Origin of the sequence: Micromonospora sp. R77 (genome assembly GCF_022747945.1) — a bacterium.
Taxonomy (GTDB): Bacteria; Actinomycetota; Actinomycetes; order Mycobacteriales; family Micromonosporaceae; genus Micromonospora.
Window position 1 is genome coordinate 2,927,801 of sequence record NZ_JALDST010000001.1, and the last position, 23,447, is coordinate 2,951,247.

25 protein-coding genes and 1 pseudogene are annotated in these 23,447 nt (G+C 73.2%); 18 read left to right on the forward strand and 8 right to left on the reverse strand.

Annotated elements, in window-relative coordinates:
* Positions 1-20: 20 nt before the first annotated feature.
* Both MRQ36_RS13555 and MRQ36_RS13560 read right to left on the reverse strand, forming a co-directional pair.
* Entirely contained in the window at positions 21-1,682 is a 1,662-nt protein-coding gene (locus tag MRQ36_RS13555; RefSeq protein ID WP_242801085.1) for a GTPase, read from the reverse strand.
* A 17-nt stretch (positions 1,683-1,699) separates the two neighbouring features.
* Positions 1,700-3,538 (reverse strand): dynamin family protein, encoded by a 1,839-nt coding sequence (locus MRQ36_RS13560; protein ID WP_242795684.1) that lies wholly within the window; start codon positions 3,536-3,538, stop codon positions 1,700-1,702.
* A gap of 221 nt (positions 3,539-3,759) precedes the next feature.
* On the opposite strand from MRQ36_RS13560, the gene dnaK reads away from it, so the two are divergent.
* The 5 genes from dnaK to MRQ36_RS13585 all read left to right on the forward strand — a co-directional run bounded on the left by dnaK (position 3,760) and on the right by MRQ36_RS13585 (position 8,499).
* On the forward strand, positions 3,760-5,619 hold the full coding sequence (gene dnaK / locus MRQ36_RS13565; RefSeq protein WP_242795686.1) for a molecular chaperone DnaK: 1,860 nt from the start codon (positions 3,760-3,762) through the stop codon (positions 5,617-5,619).
* A 48-nt stretch (positions 5,620-5,667) separates the two neighbouring features.
* On the forward strand, positions 5,668-6,417 hold the full coding sequence (gene grpE, locus MRQ36_RS13570) for a nucleotide exchange factor GrpE (RefSeq protein ID WP_242795688.1): 750 nt from the start codon (positions 5,668-5,670) through the stop codon (positions 6,415-6,417).
* 79 nt (positions 6,418-6,496) lie between these two features.
* Positions 6,497-7,687, forward strand: coding sequence for a molecular chaperone DnaJ (dnaJ, locus tag MRQ36_RS13575; protein ID WP_242795690.1), 1,191 nt, complete (start codon positions 6,497-6,499; stop codon positions 7,685-7,687).
* 30 nt (positions 7,688-7,717) lie between these two features.
* A complete protein-coding gene (locus MRQ36_RS13580) occupies positions 7,718-8,155 on the forward strand; it encodes a heat shock protein transcriptional repressor HspR (RefSeq protein ID WP_242795692.1) in 438 nt (145 codons plus the stop codon).
* A gap of 134 nt (positions 8,156-8,289) precedes the next feature.
* On the forward strand, positions 8,290-8,499 hold the full coding sequence (locus MRQ36_RS13585) for a hypothetical protein (RefSeq protein WP_242795694.1): 210 nt from the start codon (positions 8,290-8,292) through the stop codon (positions 8,497-8,499).
* Positions 8,500-8,633: 134 nt separating this feature from the next.
* On the opposite strand, the gene MRQ36_RS13590 is transcribed toward MRQ36_RS13585, so the two are convergent.
* The 5 genes from MRQ36_RS13590 to MRQ36_RS13610 form a co-directional block, all read right to left on the reverse strand.
* Positions 8,634-9,143: a DUF1579 family protein gene (locus tag MRQ36_RS13590; protein WP_242795695.1), complete on the reverse strand. Its 510-nt coding sequence runs from the start codon at positions 9,141-9,143 to the stop codon at positions 8,634-8,636.
* 216 nt (positions 9,144-9,359) lie between these two features.
* Positions 9,360-9,788: a hypothetical protein gene (locus MRQ36_RS13595; RefSeq protein ID WP_242795696.1), complete on the reverse strand. Its 429-nt coding sequence runs from the start codon at positions 9,786-9,788 to the stop codon at positions 9,360-9,362.
* Positions 9,789-9,969: 181 nt separating this feature from the next.
* A complete protein-coding gene (locus MRQ36_RS13600; protein ID WP_242795697.1) occupies positions 9,970-11,184 on the reverse strand; it encodes a cation:proton antiporter in 1,215 nt (404 codons plus the stop codon).
* A 5-nt stretch (positions 11,185-11,189) separates the two neighbouring features.
* Positions 11,190-11,690: a cation:proton antiporter regulatory subunit gene (locus MRQ36_RS13605; protein WP_242795699.1), complete on the reverse strand. Its 501-nt coding sequence runs from the start codon at positions 11,688-11,690 to the stop codon at positions 11,190-11,192.
* A gap of 23 nt (positions 11,691-11,713) precedes the next feature.
* Positions 11,714-11,932: a winged helix-turn-helix domain-containing protein gene (locus MRQ36_RS13610; protein ID WP_242795701.1), complete on the reverse strand. Its 219-nt coding sequence runs from the start codon at positions 11,930-11,932 to the stop codon at positions 11,714-11,716.
* A gap of 310 nt (positions 11,933-12,242) precedes the next feature.
* On the opposite strand from MRQ36_RS13610, the gene MRQ36_RS13615 reads away from it, so the two are divergent.
* The 8 genes from MRQ36_RS13615 (at position 12,243) to MRQ36_RS13650 (ending at position 18,257) form a co-directional block, all read left to right on the forward strand.
* Positions 12,243-12,578: a DivIVA domain-containing protein gene (locus tag MRQ36_RS13615; protein ID WP_242795703.1), complete on the forward strand. Its 336-nt coding sequence runs from the start codon at positions 12,243-12,245 to the stop codon at positions 12,576-12,578.
* Positions 12,575-12,826, forward strand: coding sequence for a hypothetical protein (locus MRQ36_RS13620; RefSeq protein ID WP_242795705.1), 252 nt, complete (start codon positions 12,575-12,577; stop codon positions 12,824-12,826). The genes MRQ36_RS13615 and MRQ36_RS13620 overlap by 4 nt, the downstream gene beginning before the upstream one ends.
* A gap of 171 nt (positions 12,827-12,997) precedes the next feature.
* Positions 12,998-15,586, forward strand: a complete 2,589-nt coding sequence (gene clpB, locus MRQ36_RS13625; protein ID WP_242795707.1) for an ATP-dependent chaperone ClpB — start codon at positions 12,998-13,000, stop codon at positions 15,584-15,586.
* Between the two features lie 163 nt (positions 15,587-15,749).
* Entirely contained in the window at positions 15,750-16,118 is a 369-nt protein-coding gene (locus MRQ36_RS13630) for a hypothetical protein (protein WP_242795709.1), read from the forward strand.
* A gap of 128 nt (positions 16,119-16,246) precedes the next feature.
* Positions 16,247-16,879, forward strand: coding sequence for a DUF4178 domain-containing protein (locus MRQ36_RS13635; protein ID WP_242795711.1), 633 nt, complete (start codon positions 16,247-16,249; stop codon positions 16,877-16,879).
* A 2-nt stretch (positions 16,880-16,881) separates the two neighbouring features.
* Positions 16,882-17,373, forward strand: a complete 492-nt coding sequence (locus MRQ36_RS13640; RefSeq protein ID WP_242795713.1) for a DUF2617 family protein — start codon at positions 16,882-16,884, stop codon at positions 17,371-17,373.
* Entirely contained in the window at positions 17,370-17,801 is a 432-nt protein-coding gene (locus MRQ36_RS13645) for a DUF4247 domain-containing protein (RefSeq protein ID WP_242795715.1), read from the forward strand. Before MRQ36_RS13640 ends, MRQ36_RS13645 begins: the two co-directional genes overlap by 4 nt.
* A 33-nt stretch (positions 17,802-17,834) precedes the next feature.
* The gene (locus MRQ36_RS13650; protein WP_242795717.1) at positions 17,835-18,257 is read left to right on the forward strand and encodes a DUF350 domain-containing protein; all 423 of its coding nucleotides are present in this window, start codon (positions 17,835-17,837) and stop codon (positions 18,255-18,257) included.
* On the opposite strand, the gene MRQ36_RS13655 is transcribed toward MRQ36_RS13650, so the two are convergent.
* Positions 18,250-18,462, reverse strand: a complete 213-nt coding sequence (locus MRQ36_RS13655; protein WP_242795719.1) for a hypothetical protein — start codon at positions 18,460-18,462, stop codon at positions 18,250-18,252. The genes MRQ36_RS13650 and MRQ36_RS13655 overlap by 8 nt on opposite strands.
* On the opposite strand from MRQ36_RS13655, the pseudogene MRQ36_RS34430 reads away from it, so the two are divergent.
* From MRQ36_RS34430 to MRQ36_RS13680, 5 genes and pseudogenes are all read left to right on the forward strand, one after another.
* Positions 18,362-19,024 (forward strand): annotated as a pseudogene (locus tag MRQ36_RS34430) (hypothetical protein); the annotation flags it as partial. The gene MRQ36_RS13655 and the pseudogene MRQ36_RS34430 sit on opposite strands and share 101 nt — an antisense overlap.
* Positions 19,025-19,091: 67 nt before the next feature.
* Positions 19,092-20,660: a polyamine aminopropyltransferase gene (locus MRQ36_RS13665; protein WP_242795723.1), complete on the forward strand. Its 1,569-nt coding sequence runs from the start codon at positions 19,092-19,094 to the stop codon at positions 20,658-20,660.
* A 67-nt stretch (positions 20,661-20,727) separates the two neighbouring features.
* Positions 20,728-21,780 (forward strand): hypothetical protein, encoded by a 1,053-nt coding sequence (locus MRQ36_RS13670; protein WP_242801087.1) that lies wholly within the window; start codon positions 20,728-20,730, stop codon positions 21,778-21,780.
* A 33-nt stretch (positions 21,781-21,813) separates the two neighbouring features.
* The gene (locus tag MRQ36_RS13675; RefSeq protein WP_242795725.1) at positions 21,814-22,587 is read left to right on the forward strand and encodes a hypothetical protein; all 774 of its coding nucleotides are present in this window, start codon (positions 21,814-21,816) and stop codon (positions 22,585-22,587) included.
* Positions 22,584-23,393 (forward strand): SDR family oxidoreductase, encoded by an 810-nt coding sequence (locus MRQ36_RS13680; RefSeq protein WP_242795727.1) that lies wholly within the window; start codon positions 22,584-22,586, stop codon positions 23,391-23,393. The genes MRQ36_RS13675 and MRQ36_RS13680 overlap by 4 nt, the downstream gene beginning before the upstream one ends.
* Positions 23,394-23,447: the final 54 nt, after the last annotated feature.

Consider the following 23,447-nt stretch of genomic DNA (forward strand, 5'->3'; position numbering starts at 1 on the left):
ACACCGACGGGACGAGCGGATCAGCGGGTCGCGTCGCGCAGCGCGTCGCGCGCCTGCCCGTAGCGGGTCAGCACGGCCCGCACCGGCACCAGGACGTACTCGTCGCCGACGTTCCCCACCGCGATGGTGAGCCGCTTCTCCGCCCGGCGTCGGGCCCGCCGGGCCGCCCACCGGACCACCGGCCGGGTGAGCGCCGCCACCAGCAGGCCGGCGAGCAGCCCGCCGAGCAGCAGCACCGTCGGCCAGGGCACCTCGCCGAGCCTCGGGTAGTCCGGCGCGGGCAGGCCGAGCGCGCGCAGTCCGTAGCCGAGGGCCAACCAGCCCAGGCCCGCGACGGCGGCGAGGGTGACCAGCCACTGGAGGACGCCGATCAGCCGCCACCAGGCGGGCCGCCGGTCCATCCCCAGGTCGGTGCCGGCCACCGCGCGGTCCAGCGCGTCGGGCAGGTCGCCGAGGCGGGACCGGGCCGCGGCGGTCACCGCGGTCGGCCACGGCGCCGGCAGGCCCGCGCCGGAGCGGTCGCCCACCGCGCGGATCGCCAGCCCGAGCGCCGAGCGCTGGGCGGCGGTCGGATCGGGTACGGAGGTGGCCGCGACCAGGCTCTCCGCCGGCTCGTCGGCGCCTGCGGCCGGTCCGGGCAGGTGCAGCCGACGCAGCGGATCGGGGCGCAGCTTCCGCCAGCCCTTGACCAGCGGCCAGCCCGTGGTCCCGCCCGCCCGGTGCCGGTACGCGCCCTCGACCGCGTCGGCCACCGACGGCACCCCGGCCGCCCCGGCCAGTGCCCGGGTCAGCTCCCGCGTCGACCCGTCGTCCGGCCCGGTACGCGGTGGCTCGGCGGCGACCAGCGGCTCCAGCCCGGCCACCACGGTGTCGACGTCGCCGGCGAGCCGACGCAGGGCCGCCTGCCGTTCGGCGACCGTATGCTCCAGCGCGGCCCGCAGCCCGTCCAGCCCGGCCGGGTCGACGGCGACGGTGGGCAGCAGCGGCACCCCGGTCAGCCCGTCGGCGTCGAGCAGTCGGCGCAGGTCGTCGAGGACCCGGGGCAGTTCGGCCGGGGCCAGCCGGTCGGCCTGGTTGAGCACGACCACCGTCACGTCCCGGTGCCGGTGGAACTCGCGCAGGTAGCCGGTGTGGATCACCCGGTCGGCGTACTTCTGCGGGTCGACCACCCAGACCACCAGGTCGACCAGGCCGAGCAGCCGGTCCACCTCCAGCCGGTGGGCCCGCTGCACCGAGTCGAAGTCGGGCAGGTCGAGCAGGACCAGCCCGTGCAGGTCGGACTCGTCGTCGCCGTCCAGCGCGCTCTCCCGGACGAACCGGTGCCGGGGCAGTACACCGATCCAGTCGAGCAGCCGGGAGGCGCCGTCCAGGTCCCCCCAGACGCAGGCGTGCGCCACGCCGGTGGTCGGCCGGCGGACGCCGACCGGGGAGAGTTCCAGTCGGGCGAGCGCGTTGAACAGGCTGGACTTGCCGCTGCCGGTGGCCCCGGCGAGGGCGACCACGGTGTGGTCCCCGGAGAGTGCCAGCCGGGTGCCGGCCCGTTCCACCACGGTGTGCGCGGGCACCAGCTGCGTGTCGGGCACCTGGCCGTCCACCGCGCCGAGGAACCGCTGCACGGCCGCCAGGCGGCCGACCAGCTCGTCGGGGTCGACCCGCTGGTCGCCCCGGAACGCCTCGCGCATCCGTCCGACGATGTTGCTCACGGGCCGTCCGTCCCGGCCGGCGGCAGCGCCGGCCCGTCGTTGCGGGACAGGCCGCTGCGGTGTCGGGCGACCTCCACCTGGTCGGCGGCCCCGCGCAGTTCGGCTGCGGTGTCGCCGGAGGGCCGGGCCTCCGCCGTCCGGGTGAGGTAGCGGGCCGCCTCCTCGTCGAGCAGCGCCCGGACCCGGTCGAGCAGGTCCACCCGCGCCTTGGCGGCCAGGTCGCGGACCGCCTGGTCGCCGAAGATCGCCTGGAGCACGGCCTGCGCGGCGACGGTGGTGCCGGCGCCGGTGGCGACCTCCAGGCCGGTGGGGATGAAGGCGGTGGAGGCGAAGACCGCGATCATGACGGCGAGGCCGGTGGCGTTCACCGCGTACGCCGCGGTGCGGGCCACGAAGCGCCGGTCGCCGCCCTCGGCCCGGACCAGTTCGAGCACCTCGCGCTGCCAGTCGCGGACCAGCCGCTCGGCGCGCTCGGCGAGGTCGTCGGCGGGGTGGGCCAGCGCCGGGTCGAGCAGCGCCGCGCCGGCCGGGTGCGCCTTCCACCCGGTGTACGCGTTCTCCGCCGCCTCGGAGGCGACCCCGCGCAGCAGCGTCACCAGTTGCGACTCGATGGCGGTACGCAGCTCGGCGGCGGGCGCGGGCCGTCCGGTCACGGCGGCGACCACCCGGTCCCGCAGCCGGCCGATCCGTGCCTCCAGGGTGCGGAAGAACTCGCCGGTGCCGACGAACTCCTGCCACCGGGCCAGCACCTCGCCGCGGAGCAGCCGGCCGTCCTTCAACCCCTGCTCGACGGTCCGTTCCGCCCCCCGGTACGCCGCCCGGACCCGCTCGTCGAGCGCGTCGGCGGCGGCCACCTGCTCGTCGGCGGCGTCGGCGAGTGCCGCCACGGCGGGGCGCAGCGCGGCGAGCGCGCCGTCCAGGGTCTGCCGGACCACGGCGGCCCGGGCGTCGGCGTCCGCGGCGAGCCGGGAGAACCAGTCGCTGAGCGGGGCGGTGACCCGGCCGGGCAGCAGGCCCTGCCCGTCCACCCAGGTCTCCGGGAGCACGAAGAGCGGTGCCGCCTCGAGGCCCTGGGCGGCCAGCATCTCGGACAGGTGGGCGGCGATCTCGTCGGCGGCCTCCGGCGGCACCCGGTCGAGCACCATGGCGATCACCGCGCCCCGGGCCCGCGCGCTGCGCAGCAGCTCCCAGGGGACGGCGTCGGCGTACCGGGCGGCGGTGGTCACGAAGAGCCAGAGGTCGGCGGCGGCCAGCAGCTGCCCGGCGAGGGCGCGGTTGGCGTCGACCACCGAGTCGATGTCGGGCGCGTCGAGGAAGGCCAGCCCGGCGGGCAGGTGCGGCGCGGTGACCAGGTGCAGGGTGCCCGGGTTCTCGCTCGGCTCGTTGGTCCGGGTGAGGCCGGGCAGCAGTTCGCCCTGGCGGAACCACGCCGAGTCGGCCGGGTTGCAGACCAGCACCGGCGAGCGCGTGGTCGGCCGGAGCACGCCGGCGGCGCTGACCCGCGCCTGCACCAGGCTGTTGACCAGGGTGGACTTGCCGGCCCCGGTGGAGCCGCCGACCACCACCAGCAGCGGCGCGTCGAGCCGGGCCAGCCGGGGCAGCAGATAGTCGTCGAGCTGGTCGACGAGGGTGGCGGCGGAGCGGCGGGCCGGCTCGGCCGAGGGCAGGGCGAGCGGGAAACGGGCCGCCCCGGTCGCGGCCCGCAGACCGGCGAGGGCGGCGGGCAGACCCGTCGCGCCGGTGGCGGGCAGGTCGTCCCCGGCGTCCGACGATCCGGTACGGGCGGCGACGGCGGGCGTGCCGGCATGGGTGGCGGGATCGCCGTGCGTCGTCACCGCTAAAGCGTGCCCGACCGATGCAAGGGAAGACAACCGGACGGTAATAACGCCTCGGGTTGCGTCGGGTCGACTCAACCTCGACTTGCGGTTTGCCGCAGGCGTGGCACTATTGAGTCAAGTTCACTCAACTTGTGGTGCGGTCGCTGCGGGCGGCCCGCCGGGCAGTTCGGGGGAAACCCCCTCCGACCTGCTCACCGTTACGAAGCGAGGAAGCGAACATGGCACGTGCGGTCGGCATCGACCTCGGCACGACGAACTCCTGCGTCAGCGTTCTCGAGGGCGGTGAGCCCACCGTCATCGCCAACGCCGAGGGCTCGCGGACGACTCCTTCGATCGTCGCGTTCGCCCGCAACGGCGAGGTGCTCGTCGGTGAGGTCGCCAAGCGCCAGGCGGTCACCAACCCCGACCGGACCATCCGGTCCGTCAAGCGGGAGATCGGCACCAACTGGACCGTCGACATCGACGGCAAGAAGTACACCCCGCAGGAGATCTCGGCCCGCACGCTGATGAAGCTGAAGCGGGACGCCGAGGCGTACCTGGGCGAGCAGATCACCGACGCGGTGATCACCGTCCCGGCCTACTTCAACGACGGCCAGCGCCAGGCCACCAAGGAGGCCGGTGAGATCGCCGGCTTCAACGTGCTGCGGATCGTCAACGAGCCGACCGCGGCCGCCCTGGCGTACGGGCTGGACAAGGGCTCCAAGGAGCAGACCGTCCTGGTCTTCGACCTGGGTGGCGGCACCTTCGACGTCTCCCTGCTGGAGCTCGCCGAGGGCGTCGTCGAGGTCAAGTCGACCAGCGGTGACAACCAGCTCGGCGGCGACGACTGGGACCAGCGGATCATCGACCACCTGGTGAAGACCTTCCGGGGCGAGCACGGCATCGACCTGGCCCAGGACAAGATGGCGCTGCAGCGGCTCCGCGAGGCGGCCGAGAAGGCCAAGATCGAGCTGTCGGCGGCCACCACCACCAACATCAACCTGCCGTACATCACCGCCGGCTCGGCCGGCCCGCTGCACCTCGACGTGACGCTGAGCCGCGCCGAGTTCCAGCGGATGACGCAGGACCTGCTGGACCGCTGCAAGGGCCCGTTCGAGCAGGCCGTGAAGGACGCCGGGATCAAGGTCTCCGACGTCGACCACGTCATCCTGGTCGGCGGCTCGACCCGGATGCCTGCCGTCACCGACCTGGTCAAGCAGCTCACCGGTCGCGACCCGAACAAGGGCGTCAACCCGGACGAGGTCGTCGCCGTCGGCGCCGCCCTCCAGGCCGGCGTGCTCAAGGGCGAGGTCAAGGACGTCCTGCTGCTCGACGTGACCCCGCTGAGCCTGGGCATCGAGACCAAGGGCGGCATCTTCACCAAGCTCATCGAGCGCAACACCACCATCCCGACCAAGCGCTCCGAGGTCTTCACCACGGCCGACGACAACCAGCCGTCGGTGCTGATCCAGGTGTTCCAGGGCGAGCGGGAGATCGCGGCCTACAACAAGAAGCTCGGCACCTTCGAGCTGACCGGCCTCCCGCCGGCGCCGCGCGGCGTGCCGCAGATCGAGGTCACCTTCGACATCGACGCCAACGGCATCGTCAACGTGCACGCCAAGGACCTGGGCACCGGCAAGGAACAGAAGATGACGATCACCGGCGGCTCCTCGCTGCCGAAGGACGACATCGAGCGGATGCGCCGGGACGCCGAGGAGCACGCCGACGAGGACAAGCGTCGCCGCGAGGAGGCGGAGACCCGCAACGTCGCCGAGGCCCTCCAGTGGCAGACCGAGAAGTTCCTCGCCGAGAGCGGCGACAAGCTGCCCGCCGAGAACCGGGAGCAGCTCAACGAGGCCCTCGGTGAGCTGCGCGGCGCGCTCGGCGGCCAGGACATCGAGAAGATCAAGGCGGCCCACGAGCGGCTGGCCCAGGTCTCCCAGCAGGCCGGTTCGCTGCTCTACTCCCAGCAGGCCGAGCAGGGCGGCGAGCAGCCGGGTGCGGCCGGGCCGGGCGCGGGTGCGACCGGTGGCCCGCAGGCCGGCGGCCCGGACGACGTGGTCGACGCGGAGATCGTGGACGAGGACGGCAAGAAGTGACCTGCCGCCGTCGGACGCGCACCCACGCAACAGGGATGAGGTAACCGCATGACGGAGAAGCCACGAGCCGCCGACCCGGGCTCCGGGTCGACGCCGGGTGGCTCCGCGGGCGCCGGGCAGGCCGCCGGCGAGGAACCGCGGGTCGTCATCCGTGACAAGCGCAAGGTCGGCCGGCCGACCGGGGAGCCGTCGGCCGCCGCGGACGCCGCCGCCGACGCGCCGGCCGAAGGGCTCGTCGAGGACGCCGAGGTCGTCGTCGACGAGATCGAGGTCGAGGCGGACGCGGTCGACGGCCCGTCCCCGGCCGGCCCGCCGGTGGTGGACGCCCCGGCCCAGCCGGTGGAGCCCGGCGGTTCGCCGCTCGGCGCCGAGCTGGAGTCCCTGCGCGGCGAGCTCGACGAGCGGACCCGGGACCTCCAGCGGGTGTCGGCGGAGTACGCCAACTACCGCAAGCGGGTCGACCGGGACCGCAGCCTGGTCCAGGAGCAGGCGACCGGCTCGGTGCTGGCCGCGCTGCTGCCGATCCTCGACGACCTGGACCGGGCCCGTGAGCACGGCGACCTGGTGGGCCCGTTCGGCACCGTGGCCGAGCAGCTCACCAGCGCGCTCGGCAAGTTCGGCCTGACCGCCTTCGGCGAGCAGGGCGACCCGTTCGATCCGACCCGGCACGAGGCGGTGGCCCACCAGACCTCCGCCGACGTGACCGAACCGACCTGCGTGCAGGTCATGCGCCGGGGCTACCAGCTCGGCGAACGGTTGCTGCGACCGGCCCTGGTCGCGGTGGCCGACCCGGAGTAGTGCCGACCCGTGTCGTCCCGCCCGCCCACCGAGGGCGGGCGGGACGTCCGGGGTACGTCCCGTGGAAGGGGGTGGACCGGTGAGTTCCAAGGACTGGATCGAGAAGGACTACTACGCCGCGCTCGGCGTGGAGAAGTCCGCCTCCTCGGACGAGATCAAGAAGTCGTACCGGAAGCTGGCCCGGGAGTCGCACCCGGACCACAACCCGGGTGATCCCAAGGCCGAGGAGCGGTTCAAGACCGTCTCCGAGGCGTACGCCGTGCTCGGCGACGAGGCCAAGCGCCGCGAGTACGACGAGATGCGGTCCCTCTTCGGCTCCGGCGCGTTCCGCCGCAACGCCCGCGGTGCGGGCCAGCCGGGCGGGATGCCGTTCGACGTCTCCGACCTGTTCGGTGGCGCGACCGGGGGTGCGGGCGCCGACAACCGGTTCGGCGGTGGCGGCTTCACCGACCTGTTCAGCACGATCTTCTCCGGCGGTGGCGCCGGTGGTCCGGCCCGGGCCCGTGGCCCGGCCCGTGGCCGGGACATCGAGACCGAGGTGGCGCTCGACTTCCCCGACGCCGTACGCGGGGTGACCCTGCCGTTGTCGCTGCGCGCGCCCGGTGTCTGCGACACCTGCCACGGCAACGGGGCGAAGCCCGGCACCCAGCCGGTGACCTGCCAGGTCTGCCACGGCGCCGGGGTGACCACCCGTAACCAGGGGTCGTTCAGCTTCTCCGAGCCGTGCCGCAACTGTCAGGGCGTGGGCACGGTCGTGGAGGAGAAGTGCCCGGAGTGCCACGGCACCGGCGCGGTCACCAGGACCCGCACGCTGAACGTCCGGTTCCCCGCCGGGGTCGCCGACGGCCAGCGGATCCGGCTGGCCGGGCGGGGCGAGCCCGGTGAGCGGGGTGGCCCGGCGGGCGACCTGTTCGTCCAGGTGAAGGTCCGCCCGGACGAGCTGTTCGGGCGTACCGGGGACGACCTGACCCTGACCGTGCCGGTCACCTTCGCCGAGGCCGTGCTCGGCACGGACCTGCGGGTGCCCACGCTCGACGGCACGGTGACCCTGCGGGTGCCACCGGGTACGCCGAGCGGTCGGGTGCTGCGGGCCCGGGGCAAGGGCGTGGTGCGCAAGGACGGTCGGGCCGGTGACCTGCTGGTCACCCTCGACGTGGTGGTGCCGGCGACGGTGTCGGACGAGGCGCGGGCGGCGCTGGAGGCGTTCGCGGAGCAGACCCCGCCGGCCGCGCGGGAACATCTCGACGCGCGGGTGCGTCGGTTCAGTTGACCCGGTGTGAGGCAGCGGAGGTGAGCGGGGATGTCGCAGGAGTTCGTCGGCACGGGTGACCCTGCCTACGAGGCCAAGGTGCTGATGATCTCGGTCGCGGCGCGGATGGCGGGCATGCACCCGCAGACCCTGCGCCAGTACGACCGGCTGGGGCTGGTGCAGGCCGGCCGGGCGGCCGGCGGCGGTCGCCGTTACAGCGTCCGGGACGTGGTGCTGCTCCGTGAGGTGCAGCGGCTCAGCCAGGACGACGGGATCAACCTGGCCGGGGTGAAGCGGATCATCGGCCTGGAGCAGTTGCTGGAACAGGCACAGCAGCGGGTGGCCCGGCTGGAGGCGGAGCTGGACGCCGCGTACCGGCGGATCGCCGAGCTGGAGTCGCTGGGCGGCTTCGCCCGTGGTGACCTGGTCCCCACCAACCGCACCTCGACCGCCCTGGTCGTCTGGCGTCCCCGCCGCACCGACCGCTGACCCCGCCCACCACCGAGCCGCTCCGGCCCGGTCCGCGCTACCGGTGAATCCCGGCGCGGACCGGGCCGGTTCCGTTAACCTGAAACCGGCCGCACCAGCTCAAACCGGATGTTCCGGATCGACGAGGGGGAGAGATGGCGGAGTCGGCGAAGAAGGTGGCGGAACAGGCGGAGGACCGGCTGGAGAAGGTGGCCGAGAGCGTCCGCGAGAAGTTCGAGGGCATCACCGGGGGCAGGTTCTCGGACCAGGTCAAGGACGGCCGCTTCGCCGACCAGGTCGACCACGGCGTCGATCGGGGCCGTGCCGACGTACAACGCCGCGAGCAGGGCGGATCGCCCGACTGACGATCCGCCGACGTGCGGGCCGGGACCCACGGGGGGTCCCGGCCCGTTCGCGTCGGTGGTGCGGGCCGGGACGCGGTGATGCCCGTGCAGGGGGTCCCGGCCCGTTCGCGTACCCGGTCCGTTCGCGTACCCGGCTAGTCGACTCTGGTCAGGACCACGTTCATGGACGGCGCGTACGTCTGCCCGTCGTCGGTGCGCTCGTGCCGGACCGTCTGGACCCGTCCGCCGTCGCTGAAGGTGACCGAGGCGCGGGTGGTCTCGCCCTGGTATGTCCAGGTGTCCCCGGCCACGGTGAGGGTGTGGATGCTGGCATTGCCCTGGCTGTCGAAGAAGTGTGACCGGTAGCAACCCGCTGCCCGGTCGTACCCGATGATCTCCGCACCGCCGCCCACGCCGGAGTCGCCGATCTTCCCGTACGCGGTGTGCAGGAGGAAGAACCGGCCCGGCAGCCACTCGTACACGTCGCTGGTGATGATCCGTACGGCCGGGGTGTCGCTGTCACCGACCGTGCTGCCCTCGTTGATCCATCTGCCCACCCACACCTCGAGCCGGTCGTGCTCGGGGCCGCGAACGGGCTCCGGCAGGTCGGTCTGCTCGACGCCGCGGTTGACGGCGACCACCCGGACGGTCGGCTGAGCGTTCATGACGTCTCCCTGATCCTGGGCGCCCGACGGGCGACCTCACCGTTGGATCGGAGCGGGGGCCACCCGTCCCTACACTCGCGGAACGATCTCTTTCGAGGCCCGGTGACGGCTGTCCGGCGTCGGCGCGGCGCCGCTGGCCCGGTAGGCGGGGTGAGGCCGCTGACCGGCCGCGGTCTGGACTCCGCCTCGGTTCGACCGCGGACTCCGTCCCAGGCGCTAGAGGCGGCGGTTCTCGCGGACCAGGCCGCCCTCGCACCAGTCCCGGTAGACGAACAGGTTCGGCCGGGCCAGCAGCACCCGGCTGTTGTGCGCCCAGTTGCCCATCAGTTCGTCGCCGGTCCGTTCGGCCTGCTCGACGAGCTTGCGGAAGCGGCGCTTGGGGTGGGCCCGGAAGTTCGTCCGGATGCCGTCGGCGGCATAGATGTAGAGGCAGTGCAGGGCGAACCGGCGGGCCGGGCAGGCCGGGTCCATGGCCAGTTCGAAGAGGGTCTGCACCAGGTGGTCACCGGCGACCAGCAGGTCCCAGTCCGGCGGCATGGAGGCCAGCGGCACCGAGTCCGGCTGATAGGCCCAGGCCCGCAGCTCCGCCGGCGACGGGTCGACGGGGTTGGCAAAGCCGTGGAACGTCGACTCCTGCACGCTCACCGGCCAACCCTTCGCTTCCGCCGGGCGGGGGCACCGGCCACCCGCGGACCTTGGCTGCTGGGGCGACACGGTAACGCGGTTTCGCTGATCAGCGGAAGGGCTGTCCGACACCAATTCGGCAACCGTTGGCCGGGCCGGGTCCACCGTACGGTCGACCCGGCCCGGACGCAGTGACTCCGCGTCAGTCCCGGGCGGGCACCGGCACCGGCTCCGGCCGGCGGATCGCCGCCCGGCGGCGCAGCCACCGCTTGAACCACGGGAAGTCCGGCAGCCGGGCCAGCATCGGCCCGGTCACCACGGTGATCAGCACGTACGCCGTGGCGAGCGCGGCGAGCTTCGGTTCGACCGGGTACGCGGCGGCGACGGCGAGCCCCGCGATGACGATCGAGAACTCACCACGCGGGGTGAGCGCGAACCCGGCCCGCCAGCGACCCGGCTCGGCGATCCCGGCGCGTCGGGCCGCCAGGTAGCCGGTGAGCAGCTTGGTGCCCATGGTGACCACGGCCAGCGCGAACGCGGGCAGCAGCACCGGCGGCATGTCCAGCGGGTCGGTGACCAGCCCGAAGAACACGAAGAACACCGCGGCGAAGAGGTCCCGCAGCGGCGAGAGCAGCTCCGTCGCGTGGTGCGCCACCGGCCCGGAGAGCGCGATGCCGACCAGGAACGCGCCGACCGCTGCGGAGACCTGGAGCTTGGCCGCGATCCCGGCGACCAGCAGGGTCAGGCCCAGCACGCCGAGCAGCAGCGCCTCCGGGTCCTTGGCGGAGAGCGCGGCGGAGATGAGGTGGCCGTACCGGATCGCGACCGCCAGCACGGCGACCACGGTGAGCACCGCGACGGCCAGCGCGATGCCGCCCTTGACCAGGCCGACCCCGGCGAGCAGCGCGGTGACCAGCGGCAGGTAGAGGGCCATCGCCAGGTCCTCGATCACCAGCACGGAGAGGATCACCGGGGTCTCCCGGTTACCGACCCGACCCAGGTCGCCGAGGACCTTGGCGATCACGCCCGACGAGGACACCCAGGTGACCCCGGCGAGCACCACCGCAGCCACCCAGCCCCAGCCGAGCAGCAGCGCGAACGCGAAGCCCGGCACGGCGTTGAGCACCGCGTCGATCAGTCCGGCCGGCGCGGCCGAGCGGAGGTTGCCGACCAGTTCGTTGGCGCTGTATTCCAGGCCGAGCATGACCAGCAGCAGGATGACGCCGATCTCCGCGCCGACGGCGAAGAACTCCTCGCTGGCGTTGAGCGGCAGCAGGCCGCCGTGGCCGAAGGCGAGCCCGGCGAGCAGATACAGCGGGATGGGGGAGACGCCGACCCGACGGCTGAGCCGGCCGAGGAGACCGAGCAGGAGCAGCAGCGCGCCGACCTCGACGAGCAGGGTTGTGGTTTCGTGCATCCGCCTCAGCCGTCCGGGTCACTGTCGGCGAGGATGGCGGTCACCCCGTCGAGACCCTGGCGGGTACCGACCACGACCACCACGTCACCGGCCGCGAAGCGGAAGGTGGGGTCCGGCGAGACGATGACGTCCCCCTGCCGCAGCACCGCCACGATGGAAGCGCTGGTCCGGGTACGCGCCCTGGTGTCGCCGAGCCGCTTGTTGACGTACTTCGAGCCGGCCGGGATGGCGATCTGCTCGGTGAGCAGGCCGGCGGCCTGCTCCCGCAGCCCGGCGAGCTGACCCAGCATCAGCGACGCGCCGAGGATGTCGGCCAGCGCCTCCGCCTCGTCGTCGGTCAGCGGGATGTCGGCCTGGCAGGAGTCGGGATCGTCGGGGTCGTAGAGGACGAGGTCCCGGCGGCCGTTGCGGTGGGAGACGACTCCCAGCCGACGGCCCGATTCGGTCACCAGGTCATGACGTACGCCGATTCCCGGTAGGGCAGTCTGTTCGACACGTACTCGCACCGGGGCAAGGCTACCGGGGCCCGCTACTTCCGCTCGGCAACGAAGACGCCCACCCCTTCGAGGGTCTCGGTGAGGCCGGTCGCCCGCAGGATCATCATGGCCTTGCCGACCACCGTGTCCGACACGCCGTACTCCTTGCACAGCTGAGAGCGGCTGGGCAGCTTTGTGCCCGGGGCCCACTCCCCTGAGTCAATCTTGCTTTTCAGCTCGTCTGCGAGCACCTGGTACTGCTGCTTGGGCATACACACTCCCCGGATGGCATGCCCATTCGATCACGCAGCAACCTCCAACCTCAAGCAATTGGAGGTTGGTCGTTGACCTACAACCGCTACCGATTGTAGGTTCCTCGTGAACGCCTCCGGATGGCACTTGGGGCGCTCACCTGGTCGGGGCGGGCACCCCCGTGGCCCGTCCCGACCGCTGACAGCCCTGGTGTCGTACTGCCGATCTGGGCTGCGGCGGCAGGGCGGGGCGGCTCGGCCGGTCAACGGCGCTCGGGCGGGCCGCTCCTTCCAGCTCCCGCACATCCCGTCGAGGAAGGGACCGAACATCGTGCGTAATCCCCTACGGCCACTGCTCAGGCGACGCAACGCCGGCCCGCCGACCAGGTCCGGTCCACCGAACCGGTCGCCGGCCGGGGCCTACCGCTCCACGTCGTACCTCCCGTTGCGGCCCTGGCAGGTGCGGAGCCGCACCTTTGCCACCTGCCGTCGCGGCCTCGACCCGGTCGAGGTGGCCGCGTTCCTCGACCGGGTGGCCGCCGACCTCGCCGCCGCGTACGCCGAAGTGGCGCGGAGCCGGACGGAGACGGCCCGGATCAAGGACGCGCTCCGCGAGTGGCAGTCCCGCCAGGCCCCCACGATGCGTGACCTGGCCCGGCGCCGGTGACCGGCCGGTACGTCATCCACCTGCCGGTCGTCGCGGCAGACCTCGTCCGGGCCAGGATCCTGGCCCGGACCGCCGCCCGCTCGCTGGCCTTCCTCACCCACGTGGATGCCGGCGAGACCACCGTCTCCACCGAGGACAACCAGGGGGTACGCCACCGTGTCTTCTGCGACCGGCGTCTCGACAACGGTCGCCGCTGCGTCCTGCGCGCCGACCACGAGACCCCCTGCACCGCCCGCCTGCCGCGCTGACTCATCCGGCCGCAGATCTTGGTGCGAAACGGCCCCTGGAGGGGCTGAAATCCTGCAAGATCTCCACCAGCACCCCAGGGGAGTGACTCAGGTCACAAGGCTAAAGTTGAGCGGAATAGACTCAACTCTGGTTGTGTCCTTCCTAGTGGACACGCCGATCCAGGGGAGCCCATGAACACGGAACGTCTCACCACCAAGAGCCGCGAAACCATCACCGGTGCCGTCGCGCTGGCCAACCAGCGCGGGCACGCCACCGTCGAGCCCTGGCACCTGCTGCTGGCGCTGCTGGACACCGAGGGTTCCACCGCCGCCGGCCTGCTGCGCGCCGTCGGGGCCGACCCCGCCGAGCTGCGCCGGGTCGCCCAGCGCTCGGTCGACGCGTTGCCCGCCGCGCGCGGCTCCAGCATCGCCGAGCCCACCCTGGCCCGCGAGTTCGTCAACGCCATCGGCGCCGCCGAGCAGATCGCCCGGCCGCTCGGCGACGAGTACACCTCCACCGAGCACCTGCTCGCCGGCCTGGCCCGGGTCGGCGGCGCGGTCTCCGTCGCGCTGAAGAACTCCGGCGCCACCGAGGAGAACCTGGTCGCCGCCTTCCCGACCGTGCGCGGCGGGGACCGGCGGGTCACCACCGCCGACCCGGAGCAGACCTACCAGGCCCTGGCCAAGTACGGCGTCGACCTGACCGCCAGCGCCCGGGACGGCAAGATCGACCCGGTGATCGGCCGGGACTCCGAGATCCGCCGGGTGATCCAGGTGCTCTCCCGGCGTACCAAGAACAACCCGGTGCTGATCGGTGAGCCGGGCGTCGGCAAGACCGCCATCGTCGAGGGCCTGGCCCAGCGGATCGTGGCCGGCGACGTGCCCGAGTCGCTGCGGGACAAGAAGCTCGTCTCGCTCGACCTCGGCGCGATGGTGGCCGGCGCGCAGTACCGCGGCCAGTTCGAGGAGCGGCTGAAGTCCGTCCTGGAGGAGATCAAGAACTCCAACGGCCAGGTCATCACCTTCCTCGACGAGCTGCACACCGTCGTCGGCGCCGGCAAGGGCGAGGGCTCGATGGACGCCGGCAACATGCTCAAGCCGATGCTGGCCCGCGGCGAGCTGCGGATGGTCGGCGCGACCACCCTCGACGAGTACCGCGAGCACATCGAGAAGGACCCGGCGCTGGAGCGCCGCTTCCAGCCGGTGCTGGTCGGCGAACCGACCATCGAGGACACCATCGGCATCCTGCGCGGGCTCAAGGAGCGCTACGAGGTGCACCACGGCGTACGCATCACCGACGCCGCGCTGGTCGCCGCCGCCGCCCTCTCCGACCGCTACATCACCGACCGGTTCCTGCCCGACAAGGCGATCGACCTGGTCGACGAGTCCGCGTCCCGGCTCCGGATGGAGATCGACTCCCGGCCGGTCGAGGTGGACGAGATCGAGCGGGCGGTCCGCCGCCTGGAGATCGAGGAGATGGCGCTGGCCAAGGAGCCGGACGCCGCCTCCGCCGAGCGCCTCGAACGGCTCCGCAAGGAGCTGGCCGACAAGCGCGAGCAGCTCACCGCCCTGTCCGAGCGCTGGCAGCTGGAGAAGAGCCACATCACCAAGCTCTCCACCGCCAAGGAGGAGCTGGAGAAGCTAAGCGGCGAGGCCGAGCGGGCCGAGCGCGACGGCGAGCTGGAACGCGCCGCCGAGCTGCGGTACGGCCGGATCCCCGCCCTCAAGGCCGACCTGGCCAAGGCCGAGGAGGAACTGGCCCGGCTCCAGGCCGACGGCGCGATGCTCAAGGAGGAGGTCGGCGCCGACGACATCGCCGCCGTGGTCGCCTCCTGGACCGGCATCCCCGCCGGCCGGCTGCTGGAGGGCGAGACCGCCAAGCTGCTGCGGATGGAGGAGTCGCTGCGCGACCGGGTGGTCGGCCAGACCGAGGCGGTCGCCGCGGTCTCCGACGCGGTCCGTCGCGCCCGGGCCGGCGTCGCCGACCCGGACCGCCCGACCGGCAGCTTCCTCTTCCTCGGCCCGACCGGCGTCGGCAAGACCGAGCTGGCCAAGGCGCTCGCCGAGTTCCTCTTCGATGACGAGCGGGCCATGGTCCGCATCGACATGAGCGAGTACGGCGAGAAGCACTCCGTGGCCCGCCTGGTCGGTGCCCCGCCCGGCTACGTCGGCTACGAGGAGGGCGGCCAGCTCACCGAGGCGGTGCGCCGCCGGCCGTACTCGGTGATCCTGCTGGACGAGGTGGAGAAGGCCCACCCGGACGTCTTCGACGTGCTGCTCCAGGTGCTCGACGACGGCCGGCTCACCGACGGTCAGGGTCGTACGGTGGACTTCCGCAACGCGATCCTGATCCTCACCTCCAACCTCGGGTCGTCGGTGATCAGCGACCTGACGCTGGCCGAGGAGCAGCGCCGGGAGGGTGTCCTCGCGATGGTCCGGTCGCACTTCAAGCCGGAGTTCCTCAACCGCCTCGACGACATCGTGGTCTTCGCCGCCCTCCAGGGCGGGGATCTGCGGGCCATCGTCGACATCCAGCTCGACCGGCTGCGCAAGCGGCTCGCCGACCGCCGGCTCACCCTGGACGTCACCGAGCCCGCCCGGACCTGGCTCGCCGAGCACGGCTACGACCCGATCTACGGTGCCCGCCCGCTGCGCCGCCTGGTCCAGTCCGCCATCGGCGACCAGCTCGCCAAGGCCCTGCTGGCCGGCCAGATCCGCGACGGCGACACCGTCCACGTCGACCTCGCCGACACCAAGGACTCCCTCTCGGTGACCGCCTGACCCACCCCCCTCGGCCGGCCCCTCCCGGGACCGGCCGAGGGACGCGTTGATCATGGAGTTGGCGGCTCGAATGAGCCCTTCGACCGCCGCCAACTCCATGATCAACCTGAGTGCCGGGGGGTGGGGGGTGGTGGGGTGGGGCAATAGGGAGGGCATGTTGGGGATGGGGAAGAAGGACCGCGAGTTGGATGCGGCCGTGAAGGAGCTCGCGAAGGCGGACACGGTGGCCTTCGGTGGGGTGGGGATCGCGGGCACGCTGCTGCCGGCGACCGAGGCGTACCGGCACGTGGAGCGGGCCCTCGACGAGCATCCGGCCGAGGCGCGCAAGAAGGTGGACTGGCTGCTGAAGCACGGCTCGCCGGCCGGGAAGGCGTACGCCGCCTCGCTGCTGGACCGGGTCGACGCCGAGGCGGGCCGGGCGGCCTGGTCCCGCCTGCGCGACCACGACGACGAGTTCACCACCTTCAGCGGCTGCGTCATGGGCCGCGCCACCCTCGGCGAGTACGCCGCCGAACGCCTCGCCGGCCACTGACCCGGCCACTGACCGTCCGTCGCGGCGATCACTCTATGTAGTTGAGCAGTGGCTCAGTCGACAACCTTTCCCAGTGGGTGCGTGGGGTTGTTACCGTCTGCGCCGACGCACGTGGGGAGGCGGTCGGCGTGAACGGTTCAGTGGCGTACCTGGTGACGACGCTGGGGTGTCTGATCGGGGTGGCCGGAGTGGTGATCGCGGTGGTGGCGCTGCGCCGCGCCCGGGCCGGATCACGGCCGGTCACACCCGGTGACCCCTTCCGCGACGCCGACGCCGACGCGCTGCGCGGCGACCCTCGACGGCTCAAGCCCGGTGACATCGTCGAGATCCGCCAGGTGCCCTACACCGTGCGCGGCTCCGTGCACCTGGTCGAGGGCGGCTGGAGCTGGGCCGAGCACCTGCTCGACGACGCCGGCGGGGTGAAGCGCTGGCTCTCCGTCGAGGCCGAGCCGGACCTGGAGCTGGTGCTCTGGACGGCCGAGCCGTCCGCCACGGTCACCCCGGGCGCCCCGACCCTGGAGATCGCCGGCCGCAGCTACAACTGGGACGAGTCCGGCCAGGCCCGCTACACCGCCACCGAGGGCACCGGCCTCGATCCGAACGGCACCATGCGCTACTACGACTACCAGGCACCCGGCGGTGCGCGGCTCTCCTTCGAGGCGTACGGGGAGGCCGGCTGGGAGGTGGCGCTCGGCGAGCAGCTGCACCGGTCCGAGGTGATGATCTACCCGCAGGGTGATGGCCCGGAGAAGGCGGCCTGAGCGTGCTCGTCACTCTCCACACCCCGTACGTCGACACCAGCGCCGCCGATCTGAGCCTGGCCCTCGGTGGCCCGGAGCGGCCCGCGCTGCACGTCCGGGAGCTGACCCTGCCCGGCGGGCCGACCCTGCGGCTGCGCCTGCTCGGCGCCTCCCACCAGGTCGTCTGCGGTCCGCTGACGGAGACCGTCGCCTGCCTGCCCGGCACCCCGCCGCACCTCCCCGGTGACCTGCACGACGACGACGCCGGCTACCGGTTCACCGCCACGGTGCTCCGGCCCGAGGGCGACGGGCTGCGGGCCCGGGTCGCCGCACTCCGCGCCGACCTGGCCGACGACCCGTACGCGCTGGTCGGGGTCTTCCCCGGCGACGTGGACGCGGTCACCGCGCTGTCGGTGCGCCCCGACCCGCCCGACGGCACGGTCGCCTGGCGCACCTGGCACGCGTACCCCCAGACCAACGAGCTGGTCCTGACCGAGACGGTGGTGAACCTGTGAGCACGGCGTACCGGCGGTGGATCGTGGTGGGGGTGGCGGTCGCGGTGGTCGGCGCGCTGATCGCCGCCTTCGCGATCTTCTACGGCAACTTCTCCCCGCGCGGCTACGTCCAGGACCACTACCGCCGCGCGTCGAGCCGGGACATCGGCCGGGACGCGATGGCGTACACGTCGACGCGGACCCCGAGCCAGGTCTCCAAGGACATCACCGGCGCCTGGAAGCCCGCCGACCAGTACGTCGACAGCAGCGGGGTCTACCTGCGCTACGACGACGACTCGGTGGTGATCCTGCCGATCGCCGCCGGCTCGGTGATCCTGCTGGAGCGGATGACCACCGCCTACCCCCGTTACCACTCCCACGTGGGCAGCTACTGGGGCTGGGGCCGTGGCAGCACCGTCCGGGGCGGTGGCCCCGGCGCCGGCAAGTAGCCCCCCTCGACCCCCTCACCCTGGAGCCTTCACGTGCAGCACCTCGCCACTGATCTGCTGGTCACCCTCGCGTACGGCGTGGTCGGCGTCGTCCTGATGGGCATCGGTTACGCGCTGGTCGACCTGGCCACCCCGGGCCGGCTGAACCACCTCATCTGGCACGAGCGCAACCGCAACGCCGCTCTGCTGCTCGCCTCGAACCTGGCCGGCGTGGGCATCATCGTGGTGGCCGCGATCGCCGCCAGTGAGGACGACTTCGTGCTCGGCCTGGCCGGCTCGGCCGCGTACGGGATCCTCGGGCTGGTGATCATGGCGGCGGCCTTCGTGCTGCTCGACGTGGCCACCCCCGGCAAGCTCGGTGAGCTGCTGGTCGACCCCGAGCCGCACCCGGCGGTCTGGGTCTCCGCGGTCGTGCACCTCGCCACCGGCGCGATCATCGCCGCCGCCATCAGCTGATGACCACCTCCGCGACGCCCCCGGGGAAGACCCCCTCGAAGAAGGCCACCTGGCAGACCTGGCTGGTGATCGCGGTGCTGGTCGCGCCCTGCGTGGTGATCGGCATCGTCAACGGCTCCGAGAGCACCGACGTGCCCGCACCGGCCGCCGACGAGCGGGCCGACACCGTGCCGCTGCTCCAGACCGCCGCCGACAGCCAGGGCATCTGCTACGGCTGGCGGCTGTACGACAACAGCACCCAGATCGACGTCGGGTCCAACCTGGGCGACCAGGTGGCGGTCAAGGACGATCCCCGCTGCCCGCGCTGGCTCGAGGTCTCCGCCGTCGTCCGCTACACCTCGTCGAGCAGCGAGTCGTCGGACTCCGCCAACATCAGCGTCGCCGGCTCCGCCGACATCGATCCGGCCGACCTGTGGACCGTCGCCGAAGGTCTGGACCGGTTCGAGCTGGACCCCGAGGCGTTCGTCGACGACCCGGGCTGGGCGATCACCCGGGCCGCGACGGTGCTGCCGCTGCTCGCCACCGAGGCCGGGCTGGCCGAACCCGCCGCCGCCCCCACCGCCACCCCGGCCACCCCGGCCGCCGCGCCGAGCCCGCTGCCGGCCGCCGGCAACGACCTGTGGCGGGCCCGGGGGCGGTGGCTGCTCGCCGCGGTCGGACTGGTCCTGCTGGCCGCGCTCTTCGTCACCGTGGGCGTGGTGCAGCGCCGCCGGACGACTGCTCCGGGTCGCGGCGCGGCGTCAGACGCGCCGAGCCGGAGTGGTCGCAAGCGACGGGCGCCGGGCCCGCGCAGCGCGCCGGGGCGGAAGCCGCCGGGCGTACCCGGGAGACGGCGTGACCACCGACGCGCCGGCGCGACCGACGTGGCGGCCGGCCCGCGCGGCGGTCCTGCTCGCGGTCTTCGTCTGCGCGGCCTGCGGCCTGGTGTACGAGTTGGCGCTGGTCGCGCTCGGCAGCTATCTGATCGGGGACGCGGTCGGCCAGGCGTCGATCGTGCTCGGCGTGATGGTCTTCGCGATGGGCGTCGGCGCGCTGGTGGCGAAGCCGTTGCAGTCCCGGGCCGCCGCCGCGTTCGCCGCGATCGAGCTGCTCCTCGCGCTGCTCGGCGGCCTCTCCGTGCTCGGTCTCTATGCCGCGTTCGCCTGGCTCGACCTGTACGCCCCGGCCCTGGTCGGCACCGCCTTCGTGCTCGGCCTGCTGATCGGCGCGGAGATCCCGCTGCTGATGGTGATGCTGCAACGCATCCGTGAGCAGTCCGCCGGCAGCGCGGTGGCCGACCTGTTCGCCGCCGACTACGTCGGCGCGCTGCTCGGCGGCCTGGCCTTCCCGTTCCTGCTGATGCCGGTCTTCGGGCAGCTCAAGGGCGCCCTGGTCGTCGGCGCGGTGAACGCGGTGGCCGGCGTCGCCCTGGTCTGCACGGTCTTCCGGCGGGAGCTGAGCCGCCGCGCGCGGGTCGCGCTCGCCGCCGGCTCCGTCGTGGTCGCCCTCTGCCTGGGGTACGCCTGGATCACCGCCGCCGACTTCGAGGTGACCGCCCGGCAGCAGCTCTACCGGGACCCGGTGGTGCACGCCGAACGCAGCCGCTACCAGGAGATCGTGCTCACCCGGTCGGTGCGGGAGGTCGGCCACGCCGACACCGACCTGCGGCTCTTCCTCAACGGTGACCTCCAGTTCAGCTCGATCGACGAATACCGCTACCACGAGTCGCTGGTGCACCCGGCGATGGCCGGGCCGCGCGGCGAGGTGCTGGTGCTCGGCGCGGGCGACGGGCTGGCGCTGCGGGAGATCCTGAAGTATCCGGACGTGCGCCGGGTGACCCTGGTCGACCTCGACCCGGCCGTGGTCCGGCTGGGGCGTACCGAGCCGCAGCTGCGCGAACTGAACCACCACTCGTTCGCCGACCCCCGGGTCCGGGTGCTCAACGTCGACGCGTTCGGCTGGCTGCGTACCGCCACCGAACGCTTCGACGTGGTGGTGGCCGACCTGCCCGACCCGGACGAGACGGCCACCGCCAAGCTCTACACCGTCGAGTTCTACGCGCTGATCCGGTCGGTGCTCGCCGAGCGGGGGCGGCTGGTGGTGCAGTCCGGCTCGCCGTACTTCGCGCCCCGGTCGTACTGGTCGATCGAGCGGTCGGTCCGGGAGGCCGGCTTCGCCACCGTGCCGTACCACGTGGACGTGCCGAGCTTCGGCGACTGGGGCTTCGTGCTGGCCGCGCCGGGCGGCAGCCCGCCGGCGCTGACCCTGCCCGCCGACGCGCCACCGCTGCGCTTCCTCACCCCGTCGGTGCTCGCCGCGGCGGCGACCTTCCCCGCCGACCGGGGTCGGCTCGACGTGCCCGCCTCCACGTTGTTGCAGCCCAGGGTGCTGGAGTACGCCCGCACGGAGTGGCGCGGCTACTAACGTCCGGAGCATGTCGCCGCCGCCTCGCCGCCCCGCCCGGCCGGGCCTCGGCTGGCTGCGGCGGCGGGTGCCGACCCGGGCGCTGGACGCCGCCGCGTACCTCCAGGCGTTCGTGCTCTCCGGGGTGGTCACCGTGCTCGCCACCCGCGCCTACCTCCAGGCCACCGGATATCCGCAGCTCGGTGGCGGTGGCCTGCACATCGCGCACGTGCTCTGGGGCGGGCTGCTGATGGCGGTCGGCCTCGGCGTCGCGTTCGTCTTCCTCGGCGGTGGGCCCCGGACCGCCGGGGCGATCGTCGGCGGGGTCGGGTTCGGGCTCTTCATCGACGAGGTGGGGAAGTTCGTCACCACCCGGACCGACTACTTCTACGCCCCCGCCGCCGGCATCATCTACGGCGTCTTCGCCCTGCTGGTCATCCTCACCCAGGCGGTACGCGGCCGGACCCGGCTGACCACCGCCGAACGGACCGCCAACGCGCTCGACCTGGTGCTCAGCGGGCTGCCCGGCGGGCTCACCGACCGGCGCCGGGTGGCGGTGCTGCGGCTGGTCCAGGGCACCGGCCCGACCACCGAGGGCGCGATCGTCCGGCTGCTCGACGCGGTGCCCCGCCGCGAGCCGCCACCGGTCCGGTTCTGGCAGCGCTGGGCCGCCCTCGGCCGGCGGACAGCCGCCTGGCTGGTCGCCCGCCGCTGGCTGGTCTGGCCGGTGGTGGTCTATCTGGTGGTCGAACCGGTGGTCACCGTGGCCGCCGTGGTGGTCGACGGGGTGACCGGCCGCCTGGACCAGCAGCGGGAGTGGGGCGCGGTGCTCGGCACCTCGATCGCCGCGCTGGTCACCGCCGTGCTGAGCATCCGGGCGGCAATACGGCTGCGCGGGGACCGGACCGGGGCGTTCCGGCTGTTCAAGCTCGCCCTCCTGGTCGACCTGCTGTTCGGGCAGCTGTTCAACTTCACCGTCAACCAGTTCGGCGCCGTCTCCGCCCTCGTCGTCGACCTGCTCCTGCTCGGCGTGGTCACCGCCGAACACCGCCGGCTGTGCCGGCAGGAGGCCCGGTCCGCGCCCTGGACACCGCCGGACTCGACGGCCGATAAGGGCGACGCCGACGGTCCCGCCGAGTAGGTTGCAAGCCGACGCCTACCGGAGGGAGCTGTCGTGTCGTACCCGGATCGGGCGCCGGCCCGCCGTCCCGCCGCGGTCGTCGCGGCGGCCGCGCTGCTGGTGCTCATGGCGCTCGGCGCGGTGGCGTACGCGGTCATCGGCCTGGCCGCCCTCGACGGCACCGTGGACCGCTTCCGGGCCGCGGCGAACGGCACCGGGGCCACCGGCGGCGAGGTCGACGGCGTGGTGTCGCTGCTGCGCGTCTCCGGCATCCTCGCCGCGGTGGTCACCGTGCTGGTCGGTCTGGTCCTCGTCGGGCTCGCCCTCGGCCTGCTCGCCGGCCGCCCCGGCGCCCGGGTGACCACCTGGGTGGTCTGCGGGCTGGGGCTGCTCTGCGGCTGCGGCGCGCTGGGAGTGCTGGTCGTCGAGCGCACCGCACCGCTGCGGCTCGGCACCGACCAGCGGGTCACCGCCGACCTGCTCGCCCGGGCCGGGGACGCCTATCCGTCCTGGTGGATCCCGCTGAACGCCGCCGCGTCGGTGGGGCAGCTCCTCGGTTACCTGGTGGTCGCCGCGCTGCTCACCCTGCCGGCGGCGCGCGCCTGGTTCCGGCGGGGTGCCGCGCCGGCCGGTCCGGTGCCGACCCACGGCCCCGGGTCGACGCCGCCGGGTCCGTGGCCCGGGTCCGCCCCAGCGGGCCACCCGCCACCCACCTCCTCGCCGTACGCGCCGCCGGCCTCCGCTGTGCCACCGGCTTCCGGGCCGGCCGGACCGCCCGGACCCCGCGAGGAGTCCGGGCCGGCCGGACCCCCCGAGGAGCGTGTGTGACGAGCCGGCCGGTGGCTGCTCCCCGACGGGCGCTGATCACCGGGGCCACTGCGGGCATCGGGGCGGCCTTCGCCGACCGGCTGGCCGCCGAGGGCTGGGACCTCGTCCTGGTGGCCCGGGACGCCGCCCGACTCGACGCGTCGGCCGCCGAGCTGACCGGACGGCACGGTCGGGAGGTCGAGATCCTGCCCGCCGATCTGTCCACGGACGACGGCTGTGCGCTCGTGGAGCGACGACTCGTCGCGGGCCCACCGGTGGAGCTGCTGGTGAACAACGCCGGGATCAGCCTGAACACCCCGTTCCTGCGGTCCGCCGTCGCGGACGAGGCCCGCCTGCTGCGGCTCAACGTGCTGGCGGTGCTGCGGCTGACCCACGCCGCCCTCGGACCGATGGTGGAGCGCGGCAAAGGGACAGTGATAAATGTCTCTTCGGTTGCGGGTTTCGGCGCGGTGATGCCTGGCTCCACCTATTCGGCCAGCAAGGCATGGGTGACGAATTTCAGTGAGTCGATCGCTGCTTCGGTGGCACCACGCGGGGTGCGGGTGATGGCCCTCTGCCCGGGCTACACCAGGACCGGCTACCACGAACGCGCCGGTATCGACATGTCGCGGACCCCGCCCTGGATGTGGCTCAAGGCCGACGAAGTGGTCGATGAAGCACTGCGTGACCTGCGGAAAGGCAAGGTCGTCAGCGTGCCGACCTGGAAATACAAGCTGGCCGTGGCCGGTCTGCGGCACGCGCCCCGCCGCCTGCTGCGGGGTGCGTTCCGGGACACCCGGGGTCGGACGAGCCGCGACGACGGCTGACCCGGGTCGGACCCGGCCGGCGGTCCCGGCTGCGGGACGACACCGTACCGACCC